Source organism: Pseudomonas brassicae (assembly GCF_010671725.1).
Lineage (GTDB): Bacteria > Pseudomonadota > Gammaproteobacteria > Pseudomonadales > Pseudomonadaceae > Aquipseudomonas > Aquipseudomonas brassicae.
In genome coordinates this window covers 1-24,323 of sequence record NZ_JAAHBU010000099.1, presented here as the reverse complement: position 1 = coordinate 24,323, position 24,323 = coordinate 1, and the positions used below count along the sequence as shown (strand labels likewise).

At 63.4% G+C, this 24,323-nt stretch carries 19 protein-coding genes, 1 other RNA gene and 5 pseudogenes; 20 read left to right on the top strand and 5 right to left on the bottom strand.

Annotation, left to right across the window (positions count from 1 at the left end):
* The first annotated feature begins 29 nt into the window (after nucleotides 1-29).
* Nucleotides 30-647 carry a glutathione S-transferase N-terminal domain-containing protein gene (locus G3436_RS08420; RefSeq protein ID WP_163943518.1) on the top strand — a complete coding sequence of 206 codons (618 nt, stop codon included), beginning with the start codon at nucleotides 30-32 and terminating at the stop codon, nucleotides 645-647.
* A 17-nt stretch (nucleotides 648-664) separates the two neighbouring features.
* Nucleotides 665-1,093 carry a ClpXP protease specificity-enhancing factor gene (locus tag G3436_RS08415; protein WP_163943514.1) on the top strand — a complete coding sequence of 143 codons (429 nt, stop codon included), beginning with the start codon at nucleotides 665-667 and terminating at the stop codon, nucleotides 1,091-1,093.
* An 82-nt stretch (nucleotides 1,094-1,175) separates the two neighbouring features.
* Here the strand turns inward: G3436_RS08415 and G3436_RS08410 are convergent, their stop codons facing one another.
* The 5 genes and pseudogenes from G3436_RS08410 to G3436_RS08395 all read right to left on the bottom strand — a co-directional run bounded on the left by G3436_RS08410 (nucleotide 1,176) and on the right by G3436_RS08395 (nucleotide 4,664).
* Nucleotides 1,176-1,754, bottom strand: a complete 579-nt coding sequence (locus tag G3436_RS08410) for a BON domain-containing protein (RefSeq protein WP_163943512.1) — start codon at nucleotides 1,752-1,754, stop codon at nucleotides 1,176-1,178.
* The gene (locus G3436_RS28815) at nucleotides 1,751-1,930 is read right to left on the bottom strand and encodes a phosphoheptose isomerase family protein (protein WP_420801189.1); all 180 of its coding nucleotides are present in this window, start codon (nucleotides 1,928-1,930) and stop codon (nucleotides 1,751-1,753) included. Before G3436_RS28815 ends, G3436_RS08410 begins: the two co-directional genes overlap by 4 nt.
* Nucleotides 1,931-1,942: 12 nt before the next feature.
* A pseudogene (locus G3436_RS28810) lies at nucleotides 1,943-2,280 on the bottom strand (SIS domain-containing protein); the annotation flags it as partial.
* Between the two features lie 198 nt (nucleotides 2,281-2,478).
* The gene (locus tag G3436_RS08400; RefSeq protein ID WP_163943509.1) at nucleotides 2,479-2,850 is read right to left on the bottom strand and encodes a YraN family protein; all 372 of its coding nucleotides are present in this window, start codon (nucleotides 2,848-2,850) and stop codon (nucleotides 2,479-2,481) included.
* Nucleotides 2,850-4,664, bottom strand: coding sequence for a penicillin-binding protein activator (locus G3436_RS08395; protein ID WP_163943507.1), 1,815 nt, complete (start codon nucleotides 4,662-4,664; stop codon nucleotides 2,850-2,852). Before G3436_RS08395 ends, G3436_RS08400 begins: the two co-directional genes overlap by 1 nt.
* 187 nt (nucleotides 4,665-4,851) lie before the next feature.
* Between G3436_RS08395 and rsmI the strand changes: the two are divergent.
* The 18 genes and pseudogenes from rsmI (at nucleotide 4,852) to lpxC (ending at nucleotide 24,233) form a co-directional block, all read left to right on the top strand.
* Nucleotides 4,852-5,728, top strand: a pseudogene (gene rsmI, locus G3436_RS08390) (16S rRNA (cytidine(1402)-2'-O)-methyltransferase).
* Between the two features lie 67 nt (nucleotides 5,729-5,795).
* Nucleotides 5,796-6,156, top strand: an RNA gene (rnpB, locus tag G3436_RS08385) — RNase P RNA component class A.
* A 308-nt stretch (nucleotides 6,157-6,464) separates the two neighbouring features.
* A complete protein-coding gene (gene mraZ / locus G3436_RS08380; protein ID WP_163943504.1) occupies nucleotides 6,465-6,920 on the top strand; it encodes a division/cell wall cluster transcriptional repressor MraZ in 456 nt (151 codons plus the stop codon).
* Nucleotides 6,917-7,864, top strand: a complete 948-nt coding sequence (rsmH, locus tag G3436_RS08375) for a 16S rRNA (cytosine(1402)-N(4))-methyltransferase RsmH (protein WP_163943501.1) — start codon at nucleotides 6,917-6,919, stop codon at nucleotides 7,862-7,864. The genes mraZ and rsmH overlap by 4 nt, the downstream gene beginning before the upstream one ends.
* Nucleotides 7,861-8,154: a cell division protein FtsL gene (gene ftsL, locus G3436_RS08370; protein ID WP_163943499.1), complete on the top strand. Its 294-nt coding sequence runs from the start codon at nucleotides 7,861-7,863 to the stop codon at nucleotides 8,152-8,154. Before rsmH ends, ftsL begins: the two co-directional genes overlap by 4 nt.
* Nucleotides 8,154-9,886, top strand: a pseudogene (locus tag G3436_RS28260) (peptidoglycan D,D-transpeptidase FtsI family protein). Before ftsL ends, G3436_RS28260 begins: the two are co-directional and overlap by 1 nt.
* On the top strand, nucleotides 9,886-11,352 hold the full coding sequence (locus tag G3436_RS08360; protein ID WP_163943496.1) for a UDP-N-acetylmuramoyl-L-alanyl-D-glutamate--2,6-diaminopimelate ligase: 1,467 nt from the start codon (nucleotides 9,886-9,888) through the stop codon (nucleotides 11,350-11,352). Before G3436_RS28260 ends, G3436_RS08360 begins: the two are co-directional and overlap by 1 nt.
* On the top strand, nucleotides 11,345-12,712 hold the full coding sequence (locus G3436_RS08355) for a UDP-N-acetylmuramoyl-tripeptide--D-alanyl-D-alanine ligase (protein ID WP_163943493.1): 1,368 nt from the start codon (nucleotides 11,345-11,347) through the stop codon (nucleotides 12,710-12,712). The genes G3436_RS08360 and G3436_RS08355 overlap by 8 nt, the downstream gene beginning before the upstream one ends.
* Nucleotides 12,712-13,794, top strand: a complete 1,083-nt coding sequence (gene mraY / locus G3436_RS08350) for a phospho-N-acetylmuramoyl-pentapeptide-transferase (RefSeq protein WP_163943491.1) — start codon at nucleotides 12,712-12,714, stop codon at nucleotides 13,792-13,794. Before G3436_RS08355 ends, mraY begins: the two co-directional genes overlap by 1 nt.
* Before the next feature lie 5 nt (nucleotides 13,795-13,799).
* The gene (gene murD, locus G3436_RS08345) at nucleotides 13,800-15,146 is read left to right on the top strand and encodes a UDP-N-acetylmuramoyl-L-alanine--D-glutamate ligase (RefSeq protein ID WP_163943488.1); all 1,347 of its coding nucleotides are present in this window, start codon (nucleotides 13,800-13,802) and stop codon (nucleotides 15,144-15,146) included.
* Nucleotides 15,143-16,357: a putative lipid II flippase FtsW gene (gene ftsW, locus G3436_RS08340; protein WP_163943485.1), complete on the top strand. Its 1,215-nt coding sequence runs from the start codon at nucleotides 15,143-15,145 to the stop codon at nucleotides 16,355-16,357. Before murD ends, ftsW begins: the two co-directional genes overlap by 4 nt.
* Nucleotides 16,347-17,426: an undecaprenyldiphospho-muramoylpentapeptide beta-N-acetylglucosaminyltransferase gene (murG, locus tag G3436_RS08335; RefSeq protein WP_163943482.1), complete on the top strand. Its 1,080-nt coding sequence runs from the start codon at nucleotides 16,347-16,349 to the stop codon at nucleotides 17,424-17,426. Before ftsW ends, murG begins: the two co-directional genes overlap by 11 nt.
* On the top strand, nucleotides 17,419-18,873 hold the full coding sequence (gene murC, locus G3436_RS08330; protein WP_163943480.1) for a UDP-N-acetylmuramate--L-alanine ligase: 1,455 nt from the start codon (nucleotides 17,419-17,421) through the stop codon (nucleotides 18,871-18,873). The genes murG and murC overlap by 8 nt, the downstream gene beginning before the upstream one ends.
* Nucleotides 18,870-19,826 carry a D-alanine--D-alanine ligase gene (locus G3436_RS08325; RefSeq protein ID WP_163943477.1) on the top strand — a complete coding sequence of 319 codons (957 nt, stop codon included), beginning with the start codon at nucleotides 18,870-18,872 and terminating at the stop codon, nucleotides 19,824-19,826. Before murC ends, G3436_RS08325 begins: the two co-directional genes overlap by 4 nt.
* Before the next feature lie 4 nt (nucleotides 19,827-19,830).
* Nucleotides 19,831-20,697, top strand: a complete 867-nt coding sequence (locus tag G3436_RS08320; protein WP_163943474.1) for a cell division protein FtsQ/DivIB — start codon at nucleotides 19,831-19,833, stop codon at nucleotides 20,695-20,697.
* A 15-nt stretch (nucleotides 20,698-20,712) separates the two neighbouring features.
* Nucleotides 20,713-21,965, top strand: a pseudogene (gene ftsA / locus G3436_RS08315) (cell division protein FtsA).
* A gap of 55 nt (nucleotides 21,966-22,020) precedes the next feature.
* Nucleotides 22,021-23,209, top strand: a pseudogene (gene ftsZ, locus G3436_RS08310) (cell division protein FtsZ).
* Nucleotides 23,210-23,321: 112 nt separating this feature from the next.
* A complete protein-coding gene (lpxC, locus tag G3436_RS08305) occupies nucleotides 23,322-24,233 on the top strand; it encodes a UDP-3-O-acyl-N-acetylglucosamine deacetylase (RefSeq protein WP_043862073.1) in 912 nt (303 codons plus the stop codon).
* The last annotated feature ends 90 nt before the right edge of the window (nucleotides 24,234-24,323 follow it).

Here is a 24,323-nt window from a genome sequence, read left to right as displayed (position 1 = left end):
CATAATTTCAACACGCGAGGAGGACCCCCATGGGCGTGACCAATCGGTTAGCCTGCTACTCCGACCCCGCTGATCATTATTCTCATCGGGTGCGCATCGTTCTCGCCGAGAAAGGTGTCAGCGTCGAGATCATCAGTGTCGAAGCCGGGCGCCAGCCGCCCAAGCTGCTGGAAGCCAACCCGTATGGCAGCGTACCGACTCTGGTAGATCGTGACCTGGCGTTGTATGAATCGACGGTCGTGATGGAATACCTCGACGAGCGTTATCCGCATCCGCCCCTGTTGCCGGTGTACCCGGTGGCGCGGGCCAACAGCCGTCTGCTGATTCACCGTATCCAGCGTGACTGGTGTTCGCTGGTTGACCTGATTCTCGACCCGCGCAGCAAGGAAGCCGCCCGTGTGCAGGCGCGCAAGGAGCTGCGCGAGAGCCTTACCGGAGTGTCGCCGCTGTTCGCCGACAAGCCTTGTTTCCTCAGTGAGGAGCAAAGTCTGGTTGATTGTTGTCTACTGCCCATACTGTGGCGTTTGCCGGTATTGGGTATCGAATTGCCGCGGCCTGCCAAGCCGTTGCTTGACTATATGGAGCGCCAGTTTGCCCGAGAAGCCTTCCAGGCAAGTCTGTCCGCTGCTGAACGTGATATGCGTTAGGTTCTAAGGAGCTGTTGATGAACTCCAGTCGTCCGTATCTGGTGCGTGCTTTGTATGAATGGATCGTGGACAACGATTGCACGCCGCACATGCTGGTCAATGCCGAGTACCCTGCGGTGCAGGTGCCACAAGGTTTTGCCAGTGATGGTCAGATCGTTTTGAATGTTTCGCCCAGCGCTGTGCGTCATTTGCACATGGACAACGAAGCGGTGAGCTTCGAGGGGCGTTTTGGTGGGGTTGCCCATACGCTGTACGTGCCGGCCGGGGCCATTCTCGGCATCTATGCCCGGGAGAATGGCCAGGGCATGGTGTTCGAGCTCGAGCCGCCGCTGGTGGAGGATGACGAGCTTGACGAGGAAGGCGCGGAGCCTGAAGACGATGGCCCGCCCAGTGGCGGCCAGCCACCGCGTCCAAGCGGCCGGCCAAGCCTGAAAGTGGTGAAATGAAAAAAGGCGACCTGAGCAGGTCGCCTTTTTTTTGTGGGCTTCGCCAGCCCTTCGCTGGTTTGCCGGCGAAGGGCTGGTGAGGTCAATCGATGTACTCGAACAGCTTCACGATCTTCTGCACGCCCGACACGCCCTGTACCAGGCTGGTGGCCTGGTTGGCTTCCTGTTGGGTCAGCAGGCCCAGCAGGTAGACGATGCCGTTTTCGGTGACGACCTTGATCCGCGATCCGGGGATGCTGTTGTCCGCCAGCATCTGGGTCTTGATCTTGGTGGTCAGCCAGGCGTCGTTGTTGCGTGCCAGCAGTGAGGAGGGCTGCAGCACCTGCAGCTCGTTGTGTACCCGCTTGACCCGCTGAACCTGCCCGGCAGTCTGCTCGGCCAGGCTCTTGAGGTCGGCGCGTGGCGTCTGCCCGGCGAGCAGCACGATACCGTTGAAACTGGTCACGACGATATGCGAGTTGCTGTCCAGGTCCGGGCTGGCCTTGGCAACGTTGACGGCAACCTTGGTCTCGATCAGCGAATCGTCGATCTTGCTGCCAAAGGTGCGGGTGCCGCGATCGTCCTCGATCGGTTTTTCGCGGCTGGCGGTGATCACCGAGCTGCAGCCGGTGAGGCTCAGGCACAGGGTCAGGGCCATCAGGCCGAGGCGATTAGGGGTCATTCTTCACTCCCGAACAATTGGCTGTCGATCAAGTCGCAAAGGCAGTGGATCGCCAGCAGGTGGACTTCCTGGATACGTGCGGTGACGTTGGCCGGTACGCGAATCTCGACATCTTCGGGCAGCAGCAGCGAGGCCATGCCGCCGCCGTCGCGTCCGGTCAGAGCTACGACAATCATTTCGCGATCATGTGCGGCCTGGATCGCCTGAATTATGTTTGCCGAGTTGCCGCTGGTAGAAATGGCCAGCAACACATCACCCGGTTGGCCCAGGGCACGGATCTGCTTGGAGAAGATCTCGTTGTAGCTGTAGTCATTGGCGATCGAGGTGATCGTCGAGCTGTCGGTGGTCAGTGCGATCGCCGGCAGGCTCGGGCGTCGCGTTCGAAGCGATTGAGCAGCTCGGAGGAGAAGTGCTGGGCATCGCCGGCCGAGCCGCCGTTGCCGCAGGCAAGTATCTTGCGCTCGGTGAGCAGCGCGTTGACCATCACCTGACTGGCTTGCTCGATGTGTGGTGCAAGGACTTCCATCGCCTGTTGCTTGGTGTTGATGCTGGCCTGGAATAGCTGGCGAATTCGGGATTGCATGTCCATCTGTGTGACCTTAAGTGGGGCGGCTGGTCGGGCGTGTCGCAGCACCTTGAAGGTCCTGCGGCACATGACTGTGCAGCCCGCGAAACAAAGAGCAAAAAAGTTGAGTGGGTAACGCGTGCATCAGGCGGGGCGGGTTCAACTGTCGAAGGCATTTTTCAGCCAGTCGAGCGGTGTGCCTGAATGACCACGGCCTTGCAGGGCAATCACGTCGAAACGACAGGGCTGGTTGGCCCAACGTGCCTCCTTCTGCAGAAAATACTGGGCGGCAAGCACCAGTTTTTGCTGTTTGCGGGTATCGACGCTGGCCAGTGCTCCGCCAAAGCCCGCGTGCAGACGGTAGCGGACTTCGACGAATACTACTGTATCGCCGTCAAGCATGACCAGATCAAGCTCACCGCGTTTGCATCGCCAGTTCTGCGCCAGCAGTTGCAGGCCCTGCGCCTGAAGGTAGTGCAGGGCTTGCTGTTCGGCCGCATTGCCGGCCGCCTGGCGCGAACTGTCGGGCATCAGCGTGGGGTGTCTGGCAGGCGTTTGACCTGACCGCCGGCAAACTCGGCCCACGGCAACTGACGCTCGATACGCTGGTTGGGGTTCATGCTCAGGCTGCCCGACAGGCCTTCGATACGGTTGTCCGGCAGGGTCTTGAGCTGGCCCAGGCGCGGCGCGAGGCTGTAGGCATCGGCGCCCATTGCATACAGGCGGCCGAGGCTGCCGGCGGCTTGCGGCCATTGGCGCACCACTTGCTGGCGCAGGCTGTTGCCAGTGTCCAGCAGCCATGGGGTTTCGCAGAAGCGGATGCCGGCCATGTCGTTGTAGGCGTTGACGTCGCCGGAGGCGCTGTACACGCTGGAAATCGCATACACCGGCACGTCGCCGGCGTACTGGAAGTTCAGGGTCGGCTTGATCTGCTGCGCCTGCGTCGGGGTGGCGGCGAGGAAGATGAAGTCGATGTCCTGGCGGCGCGATGGCTGCGACGAGACATTGCCGCCCACGGTGCTTTGCAGGCTCTTGGCGCGCCCTTCGCTCTGGCGCAGCTGGAACAGGTCGGCAATCTGCTGGGCCAGGGCCACCGGTTGGGTCACGTGTGCGGCGGCGATCAGGGTGCCGCCCTTGGCTTCCCAGTCCTGGCGGAAGGCCTTGAGCACGCGGTCGCCCCATTCGCCACTCGGCACCATGGCAACGGCACGACGCATGCCGTCGGCATGGGCGCGGCGCGAGACTTCACGTGCTTCGTCTTCGGCCGCCAGGCCGAACTGGAACAGTTGTGCCGGGCCAGCTTGGCCCGCATCACTGTAGTTCAGGGCCAGGGTGGTGATCGGCAGTTGCGGGTAGGCGCTCAGTTGCTTGACCAGATTCTTCTCCAGCGGGCCGACCACCAACTGCACGCCGGCCGCCTGGGCTTTGCGGTAGAAATCGTCCAGCGAGGTCAGGCGCGAGCTGTCGAATACTTCGATGGCAGGTGGCTTCTGGCCGGCTTGCTGGGCCTGGAAGTGCGCGGCCATGAAGCCGTCGCGCAGGGCGCGGGCAACGCTTGCCAGGCTGCCTTCCTGGGGCAGCAGCAAGGCGATCTTGGTCAGCGGCTGGCTGGCCAGTTCCTTGAGTTTGACCAGTGCCTGGGGCAGTTGCTGGGCTGCCGGGTGATCGGCGTGCTGGCTGCGCCAGGTTTCGATGGCGGCCTGCTGCTGTTCCAGGGTGCCGGCGCTTTTCACAGCCAGGGCCAGGCGGGTCCAGCCAGCCAGGGTGTCGGTGCCGGTGCCTTGCAACTGTTCGGTCGGCAGCGAAGCGACCAGGGCCCAGATCGCGTCGTTGTTGGCGCTGGCGCTGGCGCCGCTGAGCAGTGGTGCCATGGCGACGCGCTGTTGGGCGGCGGCGAGGGTCTGGCCGTCGGCCTCCAGTGCTGCGGCATGCACGCTGCGGGTGCGCAGTTGCTGCTCGGCCGGCAGTTCGTCCAGGCGCGCCAGGCTCGGGTGGCTCAGGGCTGCGACGGCCGCCTTGGGCTGGTTGCGGCTCATGGCCAGTTCTGCGCTCAGGGTGCTGGCGAAGACTTGCTGGGCCGGCTTGAGGGTGTCGATCGACACGTGCTCGAGAATGCGCGAGGCGCGTGCGTTGTCTTTCTGGCGGTAGGCCAGGTCGGCAGCGCTCAGGCGCAGCAGTGCGGCCTTTTCCGGTGTCTTGCTGGTGGCAGCCTGGTCGAGCAGTTGCTCGATGCTGGCGTCAGGTGTGCGCGGCAGCTCGCCCAGGCTGGACGAGGGCGAACTGGCGCAAGCTGCCAGCAGGGCAGCGAGGCAGAGGGCTGAGAGCAGCCGCAGGCAAGCGATCATGTAAAAATCCTGTTACTCGATCAAATTAACCTGCAATTGTACCCAAGCGCTGGCCGGGGCGCGATCTTGCTGGCGTTAATCCTTCAATATAGGTCGTGCCGGCGGTACGTGCCGCCAGCGCAGGTAACGCATTATTGCGGTCTTACGGGCTACAATGGCGCTTTGATCTATACGACAGGTGTGTGCTGTGACCGATGCTCCAGGTGCTTTCAATTCCACTGCCGGCAAGCTTTATGTGGTGGCCACGCCCATCGGCAACCTGGACGACATCAGTGCACGGGCGCTGAAAGTGCTGCGCGACGCGGCGCTGATCGCGGCCGAGGACACCCGCCATTCGATCCGCCTGCTGCAGCATTTCGGCATCAACACCCCGTTGGCGGCCTGTCACGAGCACAACGAGCGGGATGAAGGCAGTCGCTTCATTACGCGCCTGCTGGCCGGCGATGCGGTGGCGCTGATTTCCGATGCCGGTACGCCGCTGATTTCCGATCCGGGTTATCACTTGGTACGCCAGGCGCGCGCTGCCGGTATCGAGGTGGTGCCAGTGCCGGGGGGCGTGTGCCCTGATTGCGGCGCTGTCGGCGGCGGGCCTGCCTTCTGATCGCTTCATCTTCGAGGGGTTTCTGCCGGCCAAGGCAGTGGGGCGTCGTGCGCGCCTGAGCCAGGTCAAGGAGGAGCCGCGTACGCTGATCTTCTACGAGGCACCACACCGTATCCTGGAGTGCCTGCAAGACATGGAAAGCGTGTTCGGGGGCGAACGCCCGGCGTTGCTGGCGCGCGAGCTGACCAAGACCTTCGAGACGCTCAAGGGGTTGCCATTGGCGCAGTTGCGCGCGTTTGTCGAGGCTGACAGCAATCAGCAGCGCGGCGAGTGCGTGGTGCTGGTGGCCGGATGGACGGCACCGGAAAGCGAAGAGGCCGTCAGTAGCGAGGTGGTGCGCGTGCTGGACCTGCTGTTGGCCGAGATGCCACTCAAGCGCGCAGCAGCGCTGGCGGCGGAAATCACCGGGGTGCGCAAGAACGTCTTGTATCAAATTGCCCTGGAAAAACAGAAAGACCACTAGTGGCGTAGTGATATTATTTGTTTTATCGCTTGTTCTCCGGGCCCTCTGCCGTTAACCTTTGCGGCGGAGAGTCGATTGGACAGTCGCTGCCTTCTTTTGTTCCGCAAAAGAGGGGGGAGGAAAGTCCGGGCTCCATAGGGCGGAGTGCCAGGTAATGCCTGGGGGGGCGTGAGCCTACGGAAAGTGCCACAGAAAATAACCGCCTAAGCACTTCGGTGCCGGTAAGGGTGAAAAGGTGCGGTAAGAGCGCACCGCACGACTGGCAACAGTTCGTGGCTAGGTAAACCCCACTCGGAGCAAGACCAAATAGGGTTCCATATGGCGCGGCCCGCGTTGGAACCGGGTAGGTTGCTAAAGGCGTCCAGTGATGGCCGTCGTAGAGGAATGACTGTCCTCGACAGAACCCGGCTTACAGATCGACTCTCCACCTCTTCCCTCCCTGCTTGATTCGATAGCAGGCGTGTCCTGGTAATACCAAAAAAATCTTACTCTTAATAAATCACTTTAACTTTGCACGCTATCCGTTTGAGTGCATTTGCGTTTCCCCGTCAAAACCCCCTCTGATTTGCCCCTTCTTGTCGCCTTGTTGCGCTAAATCTCCGATCTGTAAGGGTTTTCCTTATAAGCGCGCCTTGACGGTGTGGTAGGCGGATTCCTATAGTGTGCGCAAGTGGCGGAAAGTGGCATGAAGTGGGTTTTCAGACACAAAAAAGCTAACATTTAGGGAAGTGCAGCCGTGTTTCGCGGAGCCAACGCAATCAACCTCGACGCAAAGGGTCGTCTCGCCATGCCGAGCCGGTACCGTGACGAGCTCGATTCGCGCAGTTCCGGGCAACTGATCGTGACGATCGATGCGGTGGATCCCTGCTTGTGCGTTTACCCGCTGGATGAGTGGGAACTGATCGAAGCCAAGTTGCGCGCCTTGCCGTCGTTACGCGAAGAGAACCGTCGCCTGCAGCGTTTGCTGATTGGCAATGCGGTGGATCTGGAGCTCGACGGCAGTGGGCGTTTTCTGGTGCCACCGCGTTTGCGCGACTACGCCAAGCTGGACAAGCGGGCGATGCTGGTGGGGCAACTGAACAAGTTTCAACTGTGGGACGAGGACGCCTGGAACGCTGTATCTGCAGCAGACCTGGCGGCCATTCAACAACCGGGCGCGATGCCTGATGAACTGCGTGATTTGATCCTGTGACTATAGATAGCGGCTTTAAACACATCACCGTACTGCTGGACGAAGCCGTCGAGGCTCTCGCCGTACGCGCCGATGGCTGCTACCTGGATGGTACCTTCGGTCGCGGCGGGCACAGCCGGCTGATTCTCCAGCACCTCGGGCCGCAGGGCCGGCTGCTGGGGTTCGACAAGGATCCTCAAGCGATTGCCACCGGGCAAACGCTGGCGGCCGAAGACGGCCGCTTTGTCATTGTGCAGCGCAGTTTTGCCGAGTTGGGCGATGAAGTGGCCGAGCGCGGTCTGACCGGCAAGGTCAATGGCATCCTGCTCGATCTGGGCGTGTCGTCGCCGCAGCTCGATGACCCCGAGCGTGGCTTCAGTTTCATGAACGATGGCCCGCTGGACATGCGCATGGATCCGAGCCGCGGCGTCAGTGCAGCCGAGTTCATTGCCAGCGCACCCGCCGAAGAAATCGCCCGGGTGTTCAAGGAATACGGTGAGGAGCGTTTTGCCAAGCGCATGGCCAACGCCGTGGTCGCGCGTCGCGAGCAGCAACCGTTCACCCGTACCGCCGACCTTGCCGAAGTGCTCAAGGTTGCCAACCCTGCCTGGGAAAAGGGCAAGAACCCTGCCACCCGTGCCTTCCAGGGCCTGCGCATCCACGTCAACAACGAGCTGGGCGATCTCGAAGCCGGGCTGCAGGCTGCGCTCGATACCCTCGAAGTTGGCGGCCGCCTGGTGGTCATCAGCTTTCACTCGCTCGAAGACCGTATCGTCAAGCTGTTCATGCGCAAGCTGGCCAAGGGCGAGGCCGACAACCTGCCGCGCAACCTGCCGGTGCAGCACACGCCGTTCGACCCCAAGATCAAGGTGCACGGCAAGGCGCAGTTTGCCTCCGAGGCCGAGCTCAAGGCCAACCCGCGCTCGCGTAGCGCGGTCATGCGTGTGGCGGAGAAGCTGCGGTGAGCAGGCTTTTCGCCAAGCCTTTGCCAGGCGGAAGCTTCCTGATGCTTCTGCTTTTTGTCGGCGTGCTCGTTTCGGCGATTGCCGTGTCGTACAGCGCGCACTGGAACCGCCAGTTGCTCAACATCCTGTATGGCGAACTCAGCGAGCGCGACAAGGCGCAGGCTGAGTGGGGCCGGCTGATCCTCGAGCAGAGCACCTGGACCGCCCACAGCCGCATCGAGAACCTGGCCAGCGAACAGCTGCACATGCGCATCCCTGCCGCTGACGAAGTGCGGATGGTGGCGCCATGATGAAACTCGAGGGCGCCCTGTATCCGTGGCGGTTCCGCGTGGTGATCGGCCTGTTGGCGATCATGGTGGGTGCCATTGCCTGGCGCATCGTCGACCTGCAGGTGGTCGATCGCGACTTCCTCAAGGGCCAGGGCGATGCCCGCAGCCTGCGCCATATTCCGATCCCGGCGCATCGTGGGCTGATCACCGACCGCAATGGCGAGCCGCTGGCGGTGAGTACGCCGGTCACTACGCTGTGGGCCAACCCCAAGGAAATGCAGGCTGCCAAAGACCGCTGGCCGGCCCTGGCCGCTGCGCTCAAGCAGAACCCGCAGCAGTTGACCGAGCGCCTCGAGCAGCAGGCCAACAAGGAATTCATTTACCTGGTGCGTGGCCTGACCCCGGAGCAGGGGCAGGTGGTGCTCGACCTCAAGGTGCCCGGTGTTTACGGCATCGAAGAGTTCCGCCGCTTCTACCCGGCCGCGACGTCGCCGCGCACATGGTCGGGTTCACCGACCTGGACGACCACGGTCGCGAGGGTGTGGAGCTGGCCTATGACGAGTGGCTGGCCGGGGTGCCCGGCAAGCGCCAGGTGATCAAGGACAGGCGAGGGCGTCTGATCAAGGACATCCAGGTAACCAAAAACGCCAAGGCCGGAAAGACCTTGGCGTTGTCCATCGACCTGCGCCTGCAATATCTGGCTACCCGCGAGCTGCGCAACGCGATCGCCGAGCAGGAAGCCAAGGCCGGCAGCCTGGTGATCATGGACGTGAAGACCGGTGAAGTGCTGGCCATGGTCAATCAGCCCACCTACAACCCGAACAACCGCCGCAGCATGTTCCCTGCGGCCATGCGCAACCGCGCCATCATCGACGTGTTCGAACCGGGTTCGACGGTCAAGCCGTTCTCGATGAGCGCTGCGCTGCAAAGCGGCCGCTGGAAGCCTACCGACAAGGTCGAGGTGTATCCGGGCACCTTGCAGCTGGGGCGCTACACCATCCGCGACGTATCCAAGAGCGAAGGCCCGATCCTCGATCTGACCGGTATCCTGATCAACTCCAGTAACGTCGGCATGAGCAAGATCGCCTTCGATATCGGTGGCGAATCGATCTACCGCGTGATGTCGCAACTGGGGCTTGGCCAGTACACCGGCCTGGGCTTCCCGGGCGAGCGTGTCGGCAACCTGCCCAACCACCGCGAGTGGCGCAAGGCCGAGACCGCGACCCTGTCGTATGGCTATGGCCTGTCGGTCACCGCCTTGCAGTTGGTGCATGCCTATGCGGCCCTGGCCAACGACGGCAAGATGGTGCCGCTGAGCATTCTCAAGGTCGACAAGGAGCCCGAGTCGACGCAAGTGGTGCCCAAGGAAACCGCTGAAACCATCCAGGCCATGCTGCAGCAGGTGATCGAGGCCCCGCGCGGTGTGTTCCGCGCCCAGGTGCCGTCGTACCACGTCGGCGGCAAGAGTGGTACCGCGCGCAAGGCCACCGTGGGCTCCAAGGGCTACACCGAGAACGCCTACCGTTCGCTGTTCACCGGCTTCGGGCCGATGAGCGACCCGCGTTATGCCATCGTCGTGGTGATCGACGAACCGAGCAAGGGCGGCTACTTCGGTGGCCTGGTGTCCGCGCCGGTCTTCAGCAAGGTCATGTCCGGCACCCTGCGTCTTATGAATGTGCCGCCAGACAACCTGCCGGCACCCACTCCAGCGCAGCAGGCCGATGCTGCCCCGGCCAAGGGAGGGCGCGGTTGATGACGATGCCATTGAGTAAACTGTTTGCCCTGAGCGGCAGCAACGACCCGTTGATCCGCGAGCTGACCCTGGACAGCCGCAGCGTGCGTGCCGGCGACCTGTTCCTGGCGGTGCCGGGGGCGCGGGTGGACGGTCGCGAGCACATTGCCGATGCGCTCAAGCGTGGCGCGGCGGCGGTGGCCTATGAAGTGAACGGCGCCACCGTGCTGCCGATCACCGACGTGCCGTTGATTCCGGTCAAGGGCCTGATTGCCCAGCTGTCCGACATCGCCGGGCGCTTCTATGGCGAGCCAAGCCGTCAGCTGGAGCTGATCGGCGTGACGGGTACCAACGGCAAGACCAGTGTGACCCAGCTGGTGGCCCAGGCGCTGGACCTGCTGGGCCAGCACTGTGGCCTGATCGGCACCCTGGGTACCGGTTTCTACGGTTCGCTGCAGAGCGGCCGCCTGACGACCCCCGACCCGATCGCGGTACAGGCGACCCTCAACGACCTGAAAAAGGCCGGGGCCAAGGCCGTGGCCATGGAAGTCTCTTCCCACGCGCTGGAGCAGGGGCGGGTGGCGGCGCTGGCGTTCGACATCGTGGTAATGACCAACCTGTCGCGCGACCACCTGGACTACCATGGCAGCATGCAGGCCTACCAGGCGGCCAAGGCACGCCTGTTCAACTGGCAGAACCTGCGTTGCCGGGTGGTCAACCTCGACGATGCGTTCGGGCGCGAGCTGGCGGCTGCAGGCGGCGAGTCCCGCCTGATCAGCTACAGCCTGAGCAATCCTGACGCCTCACTGTATTGCCGCGATGCGCACTTCGACGACGATGGCGTACGTGCGGTGCTGGTGACTGCACAGGGCGAGCACATGCTGTGCGGCCGCTTGCTGGGGCGTTTCAACCTCAGCAACCTGCTGGCAGCAGTGGGTACGCTGATGGCGATGGACCACCCGCTGGACGACATTCTCAAGGTCACCGCAAAACTCGAAGGTCCGGTAGGCCGCATGCAACGCCTGGGCGGCGGCAGCAAGCCGCTGGTGGTGGTCGATTACGCGCACACCCCCGACGCGCTGGAAAAGGTACTCGAAGCCTTGCGCCCGCATGCTCGTGGCCAGTTGTCGTGCCTGTTCGGCTGTGGTGGCGACCGTGATCGCGGCAAGCGCCCGCTGATGGCCGAAGTGGCCGAGCGCCTGGCCGACCGCGTGCTGGTCACCGACGACAACCCGCGCAGCGAAGACCCGCAGCAGATTTTCGACGACATTCGCCCAGGCTTTGCGCGTGATCAAGGCGTCGAGTTCATCGCTGGCCGTGGCGAGGCCATTGCCCACCTGATCGCCAGTGCCAAGGCCGACGATGTCATCGTCCTGGCCGGCAAGGGGCATGAGGATTACCAGGAGATCAATGGCCAGCGCCATGACTTCTCCGACCTGGTCGAGGCCGAGAAAGCCCTGGCCGCCTGGGAGGCCGAGCATGCTTGAAGCCCGTTCGCTGAGCCAGCTCGCGGCCTCGTTGCAGGGGCGCGTGCTGGGCGCCGACGCGACCTTCACCGGCGTCAGCATCGACAGCCGTGCCATCGTCGCCGGGCAACTGTTCGTCGCGTTGGCCGGGCCGCGTTTCGACGGCCACGACTACCTGAATGAAGTGGCCGGCAAAGGCGCCGTGGCCGCGCTGGTCGAGCGCGAAGTGGCGGGCAGCCCATTGCCGCAACTGCTCGTGGCCGACTGCCGTATCGCCCTGGGGCAACTGGGCGCGCTCAACCGTGCCGAGTTTACTCGGCCAGTGGCAGCCATCACCGGCTCCAGCGGCAAGACCACGGTCAAGGAAATGCTCGCCAGCATCCTGCGCACGCGCGGCCCGGTACTGGCCACGCGGGGCAACCTGAACAACGACCTGGGGGCGCCGCTGACCCTGCTCGAAATTGCCCCGCAGCATACTGCGGCGGTGGTCGAGCTGGGGGCTTCGCGCCTGGGTGAAATCGCCTACACCGTGGGCCTGACCAAGCCGCAGGTGGTGCTGATCAACAATGCCGGCACTGCACATGTGGGCGAGTTCGGCGGGCCGGAGAAAATCGTCGAAGCCAAGGGCGAGATCCTCGAAGGTCTGGCTCAGGATGGCGTGGCTGTATTGAACCTTGATGACAAGGCGTTCGGCATCTGGAAGCAGCGCGCCGGCTCCCATCGCGTGGTCACCTTTGCCCTGGCCGATGGCCGCGCCGATTTCCATGCCGCCGATATCCGTCACGATGTGCGCGGCTGCCCGGGCTTCGAGCTGCGCAGCCCCTTGGGCAACGCGCGCGTGCAGCTCAATCTGCTGGGCACCCACAACGTCAGTAATGCACTGGCGGCGGCGGCGGCGGCGCACGCCTTTGGTCTGACGCTGGGCGGTATTGTCGCCGGCCTGAACGCCGTGCAACCGGTCAAGGGCCGTACGGTGGTGCAGATCGCCCCCACGGGTGTACGCGTGATCGATGACAGTTACAACGCAAACCCCACCTCCATGTGCGCTGCCGTTGATATACTCGCCGGCTTTTCCGGGCGCACCGTCCTGGTGCTCGGGGATATCGGCGAATTGGGCCAGTGGGCCGAAGAAGGGCATCGCCAGGTTGGCGAGTATGCCAAAGGCAAGGTAGCGGCACTCTACGCCGTGGGCCCGATGATGGCCCATGCCGTCAAGGCGTTTGGCACAGGTGCCCATCATTTCGCTACTCAAGCTGACCTGATCGACGCCGTTCGCGTCGAGCAGGCCATCAACACCACTATTTTGATCAAGGGTTCGCGCAGCGCAGCGATGGAAAACGTCGTGGCGGCCTTGTGCGGTTCCAGCGGGGAGAAACATTAATGCTGCTGCTGCTGGCTGAGTATCTGCAACAGTTCTACACAGGCTTCGCGGTCTTTCAGTACCTGACCCTGCGCGGGATTCTGGGTGTGCTGACCGCGTTGTCGCTGGCCCTGTGGCTGGGCCCCTGGATGATCCGTACCCTGCAGATTCGCCAGATCGGTCAAGCCGTGCGCAATGACGGCCCGCAATCGCACCTGTCCAAGTCCGGCACCCCGACCATGGGCGGTGCGCTGATCCTCTCGGCCATCGGCGTGAGCACGCTGTTGTGGGCCGACCTGACCAACCGCTATGTGTGGGTGGTGCTGATCGTCACCCTGCTGTTCGGTGCGGTGGGCTGGGTCGACGACTACCGCAAGGTGATCGAAAAGAACTCGCGCGGGCTGCCAAGCCGCTGGAAGTACTTCTGGCAATCGGTGTTCGGCCTGGGCGCGGCAATCTTCCTGTACATGACGGCGCCGACCAGCGTGGAAACCACCCTGATCGTGCCGATGCTCAAGGACGTCACCCTGCCGCTGGGCATCGGCTTCGTGGTGCTGACCTATTTCGTCATCGTCGGTTCGAGCAATGCGGTCAACCTGACCGACGGCCTCGATGGCCTGGCAATCATGCCGACCGTGATGGTCGGGGGGGCGCTGGGCATCTTCTGCTACCTGTCGGGTAACGTGAAGTTCGCCGAATACCTGCTGATCCCTTATGTACCCGGTGCCGGCGAGCTGATTGTGTTCTGCGGCGCGCTGATCGGCGCAGGCCTGGGCTTCCTGTGGTTCAACACCTACCCGGCGCAGGTGTTCATGGGCGATGTCGGCGCGCTGGCGCTGGGCGCTGCGCTGGGCACCATCGCGGTGATCGTGCGCCAGGAAATCGTGCTGTTCATCATGGGCGGTGTGTTCGTGATGGAGACCCTCTCGGTAGTGATCCAGGTGGCGTCCTTCAAATTGACCGGCAAGCGTGTGTTTCGCATGGCACCGATCCACCACCACTTTGAACTCAAGGGTTGGCCCGAGCCTCGGGTGATCGTCCGCTTCTGGATCATCACCGTGATTCTCGTGCTGTTCGGCCTTGCCACCCTGAAACTGAGGTAGAACGAGTGTCCCTGATCGCGTCTGACCACTTCCGCATCGTTGTCGGCCTCGGCAAGAGCGGCATGTCCCTGGTTCGCTTCCTGGCGAACCGGGGCATTGCGTTTGCGGTGGCCGACACCCGCGAGAACCCGCCGGAGCTGGCGACCTTGCGTCGCGACTACCCGCAGGTGGAAGTGCGTTGCGGCGAACTGGATGTGGAGTTTCTGTGCCGTGCCGACGAGTTGTATGTAAGCCCTGGCCTGGCCCTGGCCACCCCGGCGTTGCAACTGGCTGCCGCACGTGGTGTGAAGCTGTCGGGTGATATCGAGCTGTTCGCCCGCCACGCCAAGGCGCCCATCGTCGCCATCAGCGGCTCCAACGCCAAGAGCACCGTCACCACGCTGGTGGGCGAGATGGCGGCGGCGGCGGGCAAGCGCGTGGCCGTGGGCGGCAACCTCGGCACGCCGGCGCTGGACCTGCTGGACGATGCTATTGAGCTGTACGTGATGGAGCTGTCGAGCTTCCAGCTGGAGACCACCGACCAGCTCAACGCTGAAGTGGCCACGGTGCTCAATGTCAGCGAAGACCACATGGATCGCTATAGCGGCCTGCCGGCCTATCACCTGGCCAAGCACCGGATTTTCCGCGGCGCGCGCCAGGTGGTGGTCAATCGTCAGGATGCACTGAGCCGTCCGTTGCTGATGGAGAGCGTGCCGTACTGGACCTTCGGCCTGAACGCACCAGACTTCAAGGGCTTTGGCCTGCGCGAAGAAAACGGCGAGAAATGCCTGGCATTCGAGTTCCAGGCGTTGATGCCGGTACGCGAGCTGAAGATCCGCGGTGCCCACAACCAGTCCAACGCCCTGGCGGCCCTGGCCCTGGGCCACGCGGTCGGCCTGCCGTTCGATGCCATGCTGGCGAGCCTGCGTACCTTCGCCGGCCTGGCGCACCGTTGCCAATGGCTGCGCGAGCGTGACGGCGTGAGCTGGTACGACGATTCCAAGGCCACCAACGTCGGTGCCGCACTGGCGGCCATCGAGGGCCTGGGCGCGGATATCGACGGCAAGCTGGTGCTGGTTGCCGGTGGCGACGGCAAGGGCGCCGATTTTGCTGCCCTGCGCGCACCGGTGGCCGCCCATTGCCGCGCCGTGGTGCTGTTGGGCCGTGATGCCGAGCGCCTGGCCGAAGCCCTGGGCGACGCCGTGCCGCTGATTCGCGTCGCCAGCCTCGACGAAGCCGTGCAGCAATGCGCCACGCTGGCCCAGGCCGGCGATGCCGTGCTGCTGTCGCCAGCCTGTGCGAGCCTGGACATGTTCAAGAACTTCGAAGAGCGTGGGCGGCTGTTCGCCCAGGCGGTGGAGGGGCTGGCATGATCTTCGGTATCGTCAGACCGTACCCGTCCCCGCTGATCACTGGCCGTGGCATCGACCTCGACTTTGCCATGCTCGCCGGTTGCCTGGCACTGCTGGGCCTGGGCCTGGTGATGATCACCTCGGCGTCCTCGGAAGTGGCCGCCGTGCAGTCGGGCAACCCGCTGTACCACATGATTCGCCACCTGATCTACGTGGCCATCGGCCTGTTCGCCTGCATCGTCACCATGATGGTGCCGATCGCCACCTGGCAGCGCATGGGCTTTATGATGCTGGTCGGTGCCTTCGGCCTGCTGGTGCTGGTGCTGGTGCCCGGGATCGGGCGCGAAGTGAACGGCTCGATGCGCTGGATCGGCTTCAGTTTCTTCAACGTGCAGCCCTCGGAAATCGCCAAGGTGTTCGTGGTGATCTACCTCGCCGGCTACCTGGTGCGTCGCCAGACCGAAGTGCGCGAGAGCTGGATGGGTTTCTTCAAACCGTTCATCGTGTTGTTGCCGATGGCCGGCCTGCTGCTGATGGAGCCGGACTTCGGCGCCACCGTAGTGATGATGGGCGCCGCTGCGGCGATGCTGTTCCTGGGCGGGGTGGGGCTGTTCCGCTTCAGCCTGATGGTGGTGCTGGCGGTGGCTGCGGTGTTCATCCTGGTGCAGGCACAGCCCTACCGGATGGCGCGGCTGATCACCTTTACCGACCCCTGGTCGGATCAGTTCGGCTCCGGCTACCAGTTGACCCAGGCACTGATTGCCTTCGGGCGTGGCGAGTGGTTGGGCGTGGGCCTGGGCAATAGCGTGCAGAAGCAGTTCTACCTGCCCGAAGCGCACACCGACTTCGTGTTCTCGGTGCTGGCCGAAGAACTGGGCGTGGTCGGCTCGCTGCTGACCGTGGCGCTGTTCGTGTTCGTCAGCGTGCGTGCCATGTACATCGGCCTGTGGGCCGAGAAAGCCAAGCAATTCTTCGCCGCCTACATGGCCTATGGCCTGGCGTTCCTGTGGATCGGTCAGTTCCTGATCAACATCGGGGTGAACGTCGGCCTGCTGCCGACCAAGGGCCTGACCCTGCCGTTCCTCAGTTACGGCGGCAGCTCGCTGGTGATCTGCTGTGCCTGCATGGGCTTGCTGTTGCGCATCGAGTGGGAGAGCCGCACACACCTGGGCAGCGAAGAGCACGAGTTCGACGAAAGCGATTTTGCCGAGGAGCCGAAACATGGCCGTTAATGGCAAAAACGTACTGATCATGGCCGGCGGCACCGGGGGCCACGTGTTCCCGGCGCTGGCCTGCGCCCGCGAATTCCAGGCGCGCGGCTATACCGTGCACTGGCTGGGCACCCCCCGCGGTATCGAAAACGAGCTGGTGCCACAGGCCGGCTTGCAACTGCACCTGATCCAGGTCACCGGCCTGCGGGGCAAGGGCAAGCTGTCGCTGCTCAAGGCGCCGTTCACCCTGTTCAAGGCGGTGTTGCAGGCACGCCGCATCATCGCCCGCCTCAAACCGGTGTGCGTGGTCGGCTTTGGCGGCTACGTGACGGGGCCGGGTGGTGTGGCGGCGAAGCTGGCCGGCGTACCGGTGGTGATTCACGAGCAGAACGCCAGGGCGGGTACCGCCAATCGGCTGCTGGTGCCCCTGGCCGGGCGAGTCTGCGAAGCTTTCCCCGCGACCTTCGCGGCCAGCGACAAGCTGCGCACCACCGGCAACCCGGTGCGCGGCGAACTGTTCCTGGAGCCTGTACGTGCACCGCTGGCCGGGCGCCGCGCGCGCCTGCTGGTGCTGGGCGGCAGCCTGGGTGCCGAGCCGTTGAACAAGCTGTTGCCGCAAGCCCTGGCGCTGGTGCCCGAGGCGCTGCGCCCAGAGGTGTTCCACCAGGCCGGCAAGCAACACGACCAGATCACCGCCGAGCGCTATCGCGAAGCCGGGATCGAGGCTCAGGTAGAGCCGTTCATCAAAGACATGGCCCATGCCTATGGCTGGGCCGACCTGGTGATCTGCCGGGCCGGTGCGCTGACCGTCAGCGAACTGGCGGCGGCCGGTCTGCCCTCGATGCTGGTGCCCTTGCCCCACGCCATCGACGATCACCAGACCCACAACGCCCATTATCTGGCACGTGAAGGCGCCGCCTTCCTGCTGCCACAAGCGACAACTGGCGCAGCGCAGCTCGCTGAACGCCTGAACGAGGTGCTGATGCAACCGCAAAAACTCGACTCCATGGCCGCCACCGCACGGCGCCTGGCCAAGCCCGCCGCCACCCGCAGCGTGGTCGATATCTGCCTGGAGGTGGCCCATGGTTGAGCACCAGAAAGCCATGCCGCAACCAGAAATGCGCCGGATTCGCCGCATCCACTTCGTCGGTATCGGCGGCGTAGGCATGTGCGGCATTGCCGAGGTATTGCTGAACCTGGGTTACCAGGTGTCGGGTTCCGACCTCAAGACCTCGGCGGTCACCGAGCGCCTGGAATCCTTCGGTGCCGAAATCTTCATCGGCCACCGTGCCGAGAACGCTGCCAGTGCCGATGTGCTGGTGGTCTCCAGCGCCATCAATACTGCCAACCCGGAAGTCGCCACCGCGCTGGAGCGCCGCATTCCAGTGGTGCCACGTGCCGAGATGCTGGCCGAACTGATGCGCTACCGCCACGGTATCGCGGTGGCCGGCACCCACGGCAAGACCACCACCACCAGCCTGCTGGCCTCGGTGTTCGCCGCAGGTGGCCTGGACCCGACCTTCGTTATCGGTGGCCGGCTCAATGCAGCCGGCACCAATGCTCAGCTTGGCACCAGCCGCTACCTGATCGCCGAAGCCGATGAAAGCGATGCCAGCTTCCTGCACCTGCAACCGCTGGTCGCGGTGGTCACCAACATCGACGCCGACCACATGGCAACCTACGAAGGTGACTTCAACAAGCTGAAGAAGACCTTTGTCGAGTTCCTCCACAACCTGCCGTTCTACGGCTTGGCGGTGGTGTGCCTGGACGACCCGGTGGTGCGCGAGATCCTGCCGCTGGTCAAGCGTCCGGCGGTGACCTACGGCTTTGCCGAGGAAGCCGACGTGCGCGCGATCAATGTGCGTCAGTCGGGCATGCAGACCCACTTCACCGTACTGCGCCGTGACCGCGAGCCGCTGGACGTGTCGGTGAACATGCCGGGCAACCACAATGTGCTCAATGCGCTGGCGACCATCGCCATCGCCACCGACGAAGGCATCAGCGACGAAGCCATCGTGCAGGGGCTGTCGGGCTTCCAGGGCGTGGGTCGACGCTTCCAGGTGTACGGCGAGCTGCCGGTCGAAGGCGGCAGCGTGATGCTGGTCGACGATTACGGTCACCACCCGACCGAAGTCGCGGCGGTGATCAAGGCCGTGCGTGGTGGCTGGCCGGAGCGCCGCCTGGTGATGGTGTACCAGCCGCACCGCTACAGCCGCACCCGCGACCTGTACGACGATTTCGTGCAGGTGTTGGCCGACGCCAACGTACTGCTGCTGATGGAGGTCTACCCGGCCGGCGAAGAGCCGATCCCCGGTGCCGATAGCCGCCAGTTGTGCCACAGCATCCGCCAGCGCGGTCAGCTCGACCCGATCTACATCGAACGCGGCGTGGAACTCGCGCCGCTGGTCAAGCCGTTGCTGCGTGCCGGTGACATCCTGCTGTGCCAGGGCGCCGGTGACATCGGCGGGCTTGCACCGCAATTAATCAAGAGCCCGCTGTTCGCGGGTGCCGTTGCCAGTCAGGGGAAGTCGAAATGACGGCCAACTATTCCACGCTGCCTTCCACCCTCGAGCCGCAAGCCTTCGGCCGCGTCGGTGTGCTGTATGGCGGCAAGAGCGCCGAGCGCGAGGTATCGCTCAAGTCCGGTGCGGCGGTGATCGACGCGCTGACCCGTGCCGGTGTCGACGTGGTCGCCATCGATGTGGGCGATGACCTGCTGGCGCGCCTGCAGCACGAAAAGCTCGACCGTGCCTTCATCATCCTGCACGGCCGTGGCGGCGAAGACGGCAGCATGCAGGGCCTGCTCGAATGCCTGGGCATCCCCTACACCGGTAGCGGCATCCTTGCCTCGGCCCTGGCCATGGACAAGCTGCGTACCAAGCAGGTGTGGAAAAGCCTGGGTATTCCGACCCCGCACCACGCCGTGCTGGCCAGCGAGCAAGACTGTATTTCTGCAGGCGCGGAACTGGGCTTCCCTTTGATCGTCAAACCGGCCCATGAAGGTTCCAGTATCGGTATGGCGAAAGTGAGCAACGTGGACGAATTGATCGTTGCCTGGAAGGACGCCGCCACCTACGACTCGCAAGTATTGGTTGAACAGTGGATTCACGGTCCGGAGTTCACCATTGCCGTTCTGCGTGGTCAGGTCTTGCCGCCGATTGCGCTGGGCACCCCGCACACCTTCTACGACTACGACGCCAAGTACGTTGCCAACGATACCCAGTACCGCATTCCGTGCGGCCTGGACGCTGCCAAGGAACAGGAACTGATCGAACTGACTGCACGTGCGTGCGACGCCATCGGCATTGCCGGCTGGGGCCGCCTGGACGTGATGCAGGACGAGCAGGGCAATTTCTGGCCCCTGGAAGTCAACACAGCACCAGGCATGACCGATCACAGCCTGGTCCCGATGGCGGCACGCGCGGCCGGCCTGGACTTCCAGCAGTTGGTGCTGGCGATCCTGGCGGCCAGCGTCGAGGCGCGAGGTTAAGCCCATGCAAGGCGCGATGGTACGTCATCAGCAACCCGCCACCGGCCGCAAGCCGGTGCCGCGTGGTGCCAGCCGGATGGTGGCCAAGGAGCCACTGTCGGCGCGCCTGCCCAAGGCCAACTTCAGTGTGTTCAAGCGCCTGCTGTGGCCGGTGCTGCTGGTGGTTGCCGGTTTCGGCGCCTATGAGGGTGCGCAGCGCCTGATGCCGTACGCCGACCGGCCGATTACCAAGATCGCCGTACAAGGCGATCTGAGCTACATCAGCCAGCAGGCGGTGCAGCAGCGTATCGCCCCGTATGTGGCGGCAAGTTTCTTTACCGTGGACCTGGCCAGCATGCGTGCCGAGCTGGAGCTGATGCCCTGGATCGCCCATGCCGAAGTGCGTCGGGTGTGGCCGGACGAGGTGGTGATCCGCCTCGAAGAACAGCTGCCGGTGGCGCGCTGGGGTGATGAGGCGCTGCTCAACAACCAGGGCCAGGCATTCACCCCGCGTGAGCTGGCCAACTACGAGCACCTGCCGCAGTTGTTCGGGCCGCAACGGGCACAGCAGCAAGTGATGCAGCAGTACCAGGTATTGAGCCAGATGTTGCGCCCCATGGGGTTCTCGATTGCCCGGCTGGAACTGCGCGAGCGCGGCAGCTGGTTTCTGACCACCGGTGCTGGCAGCGCCGGCCCGGGGATCGAGTTGCTGTTGGGGCGTGACCACCTGGTGGAAAAGATGCGCCGCTTCATTGCCATTTACGACAAGACGCTCAAAGAACAGATCACGAACATCGCCCGCATCGATCTGCGTTATGCCAATGGCCTGGCCGTTGGCTGGCGGGAACCGAATGCACCGACGACAGCCCAACCCGCTGTTGCGAAGAATTAGAGAGAGGCAGGACCCATGGCAAATGCGCATAGCGGCAAAATGATCGTCGGGCTGGATATCGGTACGTCCAAGGTGGTTGCACTGGTGGGCGAAGTCGCCGCCGACGGCACCCTGGAAATCGTCGGTATCGGCACCTATCCCTCGCGCGGGTTGAAAAAGGGCGTGGTGGTCAATATCGAATCCACCGTGCAGTCGATCCAGCGCGCTGTCGAAGAGGCCCAGCTGATGGCTGGCTGCCGGATTCACTCGGCGTTCGTCGGCGTGGCGGGCAATCATATCCGCAGCCTGAACTCCCACGGCATCGTCGCGATCCGTGATCGCGAAGTCAGCGCCGCGGACCTTGAGCGGGTACTCGACGCGGCCCAGGCCGTGGCCATCCCGGCCGACCAGCGGGTGCTGCATACCCTGCCGCAGGACTACGTGATCGACAACCAGGAAGGCGTGCGCGAGCCACTGGGCATGTCGGGCGTGCGTCTGGAAGCCAAGGTGCACGTGGTCACCTGCGCGGTGAATGCAGCGCAGAACATCGAGAAGTGCGTGCGCCGCTGCGGCCTCGAAATCGATGACATCATTCTCGAGCAACTGGCCTCGGCCTATTCGGTACTGACCGATGACGAGAAAGAGCTGGGCGTGTGCCTGGTGGACATCGGCGGCGGTACCACCGACATCGCGATCTTCACCGAGGGCGCTATCCGCCACACGGCGGTGATCCCGATTGCCGGCGACCAGGTCACCAACGACATCGCCATGGCGCTGCGTACGCGACCCAGTACGCCGAAGAGATCAAGATCCGCTACGCCTGCGCCCTGGCCAAGCTGGCCGGTGCCGGTGAAACCATCAAGGTGCCGAGCGTGGGTGATCGCCCACCGCGCGAACTGTCGCGCCAGGCGCTGGCCGAAGTGGTCGAGCCACGTTACGACGAACTGTTCACCCTGATCCAGGCTGAACTGCGCCGCAGCGGCTACGAAGACCTGGTGCCTGCGGGCATCGTGCTCACCGGCGGTACGTCCAAGATGGAAGGCGCGGTGGAGCTGGCCGAAGAGATTTTCCACATGCCGGTACGCCTGGGCGTGCCGTACACCGTGCGGGGCCTGAGCGACGTGGTGCGCAACCCCATCTATTCCACCGGCGTGGGCCTTCTGACCTATGGCCTGCAGAAGCAGTCCGAAGGCGTGACCCTGACCGGTATCAGCAGCAACAGCTATGGCGATGAACCGAAGGCCCCCGTGCTTGAGCGACTCAAGCGCTGGGTCCAGGGCAACTTTTAAGTTTCAAAGCAGTAGTAGTAGGCGCAAAAACTAGAGAACTGAAAGGAGAGGGAAAATGTTCGAGCTCGTAGACAACGTCCCGCAAAGTCCGGTCATCAAGGTGATCGGCGTCGGTGGCGGCGGTGGCAACGCCGTCAATCACATGGTCAAGAGCAACATTGAAGGCGTCGAATTCATCTGCGCCAACACCGATGCTCAGGCGCTGAAAAACATCGGCGCGCGCACCATCCTGCAACTGGGCACTGGCGTGACCAAGGGCCTGGGTGCCGGGGCCAATCCGGAAGTCGGTCGTCAGGCCGCACTGGAAGACCGTGAGCGCATTGCCGAAGTGCTGCAGGGCACCAACATGGTGTTCATCACCACCGGCATGGGCGGCGGTACCGGTACCGGTGCAGCCCCGATCATTGCCGAAGTGGCCAAGGAAATGGGCATCCTCACCGTTGCGGTGGTGACCCGTCCGTTCCCGTTCGAAGGTCGCAAGCGCATGCAGATTGCCGACGAGGGCATCCGTGCTCTGGCCGACAGCGTCGACTCGTTGATCACCATCCCGAACGAGAAGCTGCTGACCATCCTGGGCAAGGATGCCAGCCTGCTGTCGGCATTTGCCAAGGCTGACGACGTGCTGGCCGGTGCCGTTCGCGGTATCTCCGACATCATCAAGCGTCCGGGCATGATCAACGTCGACTTCGCCGACGTGCGTACCGTGATGAGCGAGATGGGCATGGCCATGATGGGCACCGGCTGCGCCAGCGGCCCGAACCGTGCGCGTGAAGCGACCGAGGCGGCCATCCGCAACCCGCTGCTCGAAGACGTCAACCTGCAGGCGCCCGCGGCATCCTGGTGAACATCACTGCAGGTCCTGACCTGTCGCTGGGTGAATACTCCGACGTGGGCAGCATCATCGAGGCGTTCGCGTCCGACCACGCCATGGTCAAGGTCGGTACTGTCATCGACCCGGACATGCGCGACGAGCTGCACGTCACCGTGGTGGCCACCGGGCTGGGTGCCAAGATCGAGAAACCGGTCAAGGTCATCGACAACACCCTGCAGACGGCTGCCGTACAAACCGCTGCCCCGGCACCGGTACGTCCGGAACAGGCGTCGGTCAACTACCGCGACCTCGAGCGTCCGACCGTCATGCGCAACCAGGCGCACGCCGGGCCGCCGCGGCACAGAAGCTCAACCCACAGGACGACCTGGATTATCTGGACATCCCGGCTTTCCTTCGTCGCCAGGCCGATTAATGGAATTTATCAGGGCTATGAAGGTGATTGGTGTTCAGCAAAGGCCGGGTCTGCTATTATCCTCAGCCTTTGTTGATACCAGTTCGCAATTTGCGCTGAAGCGGCCAATGCCATGATTAAACAACGCACCCTGAAAAATATCATCCGTGCCACAGGTGTCGGTCTGCACTCCGGGGAAAAGGTTTACCTGACCCTCAAGCCCGCCCCTGTGGATACCGGCATCGTATTTTGCCGCGCCGACCTCGACCCTGTGGTGCAGATCCCTGCCCGCGCGGAAAACGTCGGCGAGACGACCATGTCGACGACACTGGTCAATGGCGATACCAAGGTAGACACGGTAGAGCACCTGCTCTCGGCCATGGCTGGCCTGGGCATCGATAACGCCTACGTCGAGCTCTCCGCGTCCGAAGTGCCAATTATGGACGGCAGCGCCGGGCCCTTTGTATTCCTGATTCAATCTGCCGGCCTGGAAGAACAGGACGCAGCCAAGAAGTTCATCCGCATCCTGCGTGAAGTGACAGTGGAAGACGGCGACAAGCGCGCCACTTTCCTGCCTTTCGAAGGGTTCAAGGTGAGTTTCGAGATCGATTTCGACCACCCGGTGTTCCACAACCGGACTCAAAGTGCCAGCGTGGACTTTTCCAGCACCTCGTTCGTGAAGGAAGTCAGCCGCGCCCGTACCTTCGGGTTCATGAGTGACATCGAGTACCTGCGCAAGCACAACCTCGCCCTCGGCGGCAGCGTAGAAAACGCGATCGTTGTGGACAAGGATGGCGTGCTCAACGAAGACGGCCTTCGTTACGAAGACGAATTCGTCAAGCACAAGATCCTCGACGCGATTGGCGACCTCTACCTGCTGGGCAACAGCCTGATCGGCGAGTTCAAGGGCTACAAGTCCGGGCACGCGCTGAACAACCAGCTGCTGCGCAAGCTGATCGAGGAAACCGATGCCTGGGAAGTGGTGACCTTCGAAGATGCCAGTACGGCACCGATCTCTTACATGCGTCCGGTTGCGGCAGTGTAAGTACGAACTCTCTCTTCTTTAGTTATTTTTGGGGCTGCCTTCGGGTGGCCCTTTTTTATTGTGCTGCCTTTACCGGCCTCTTCGCTGGCA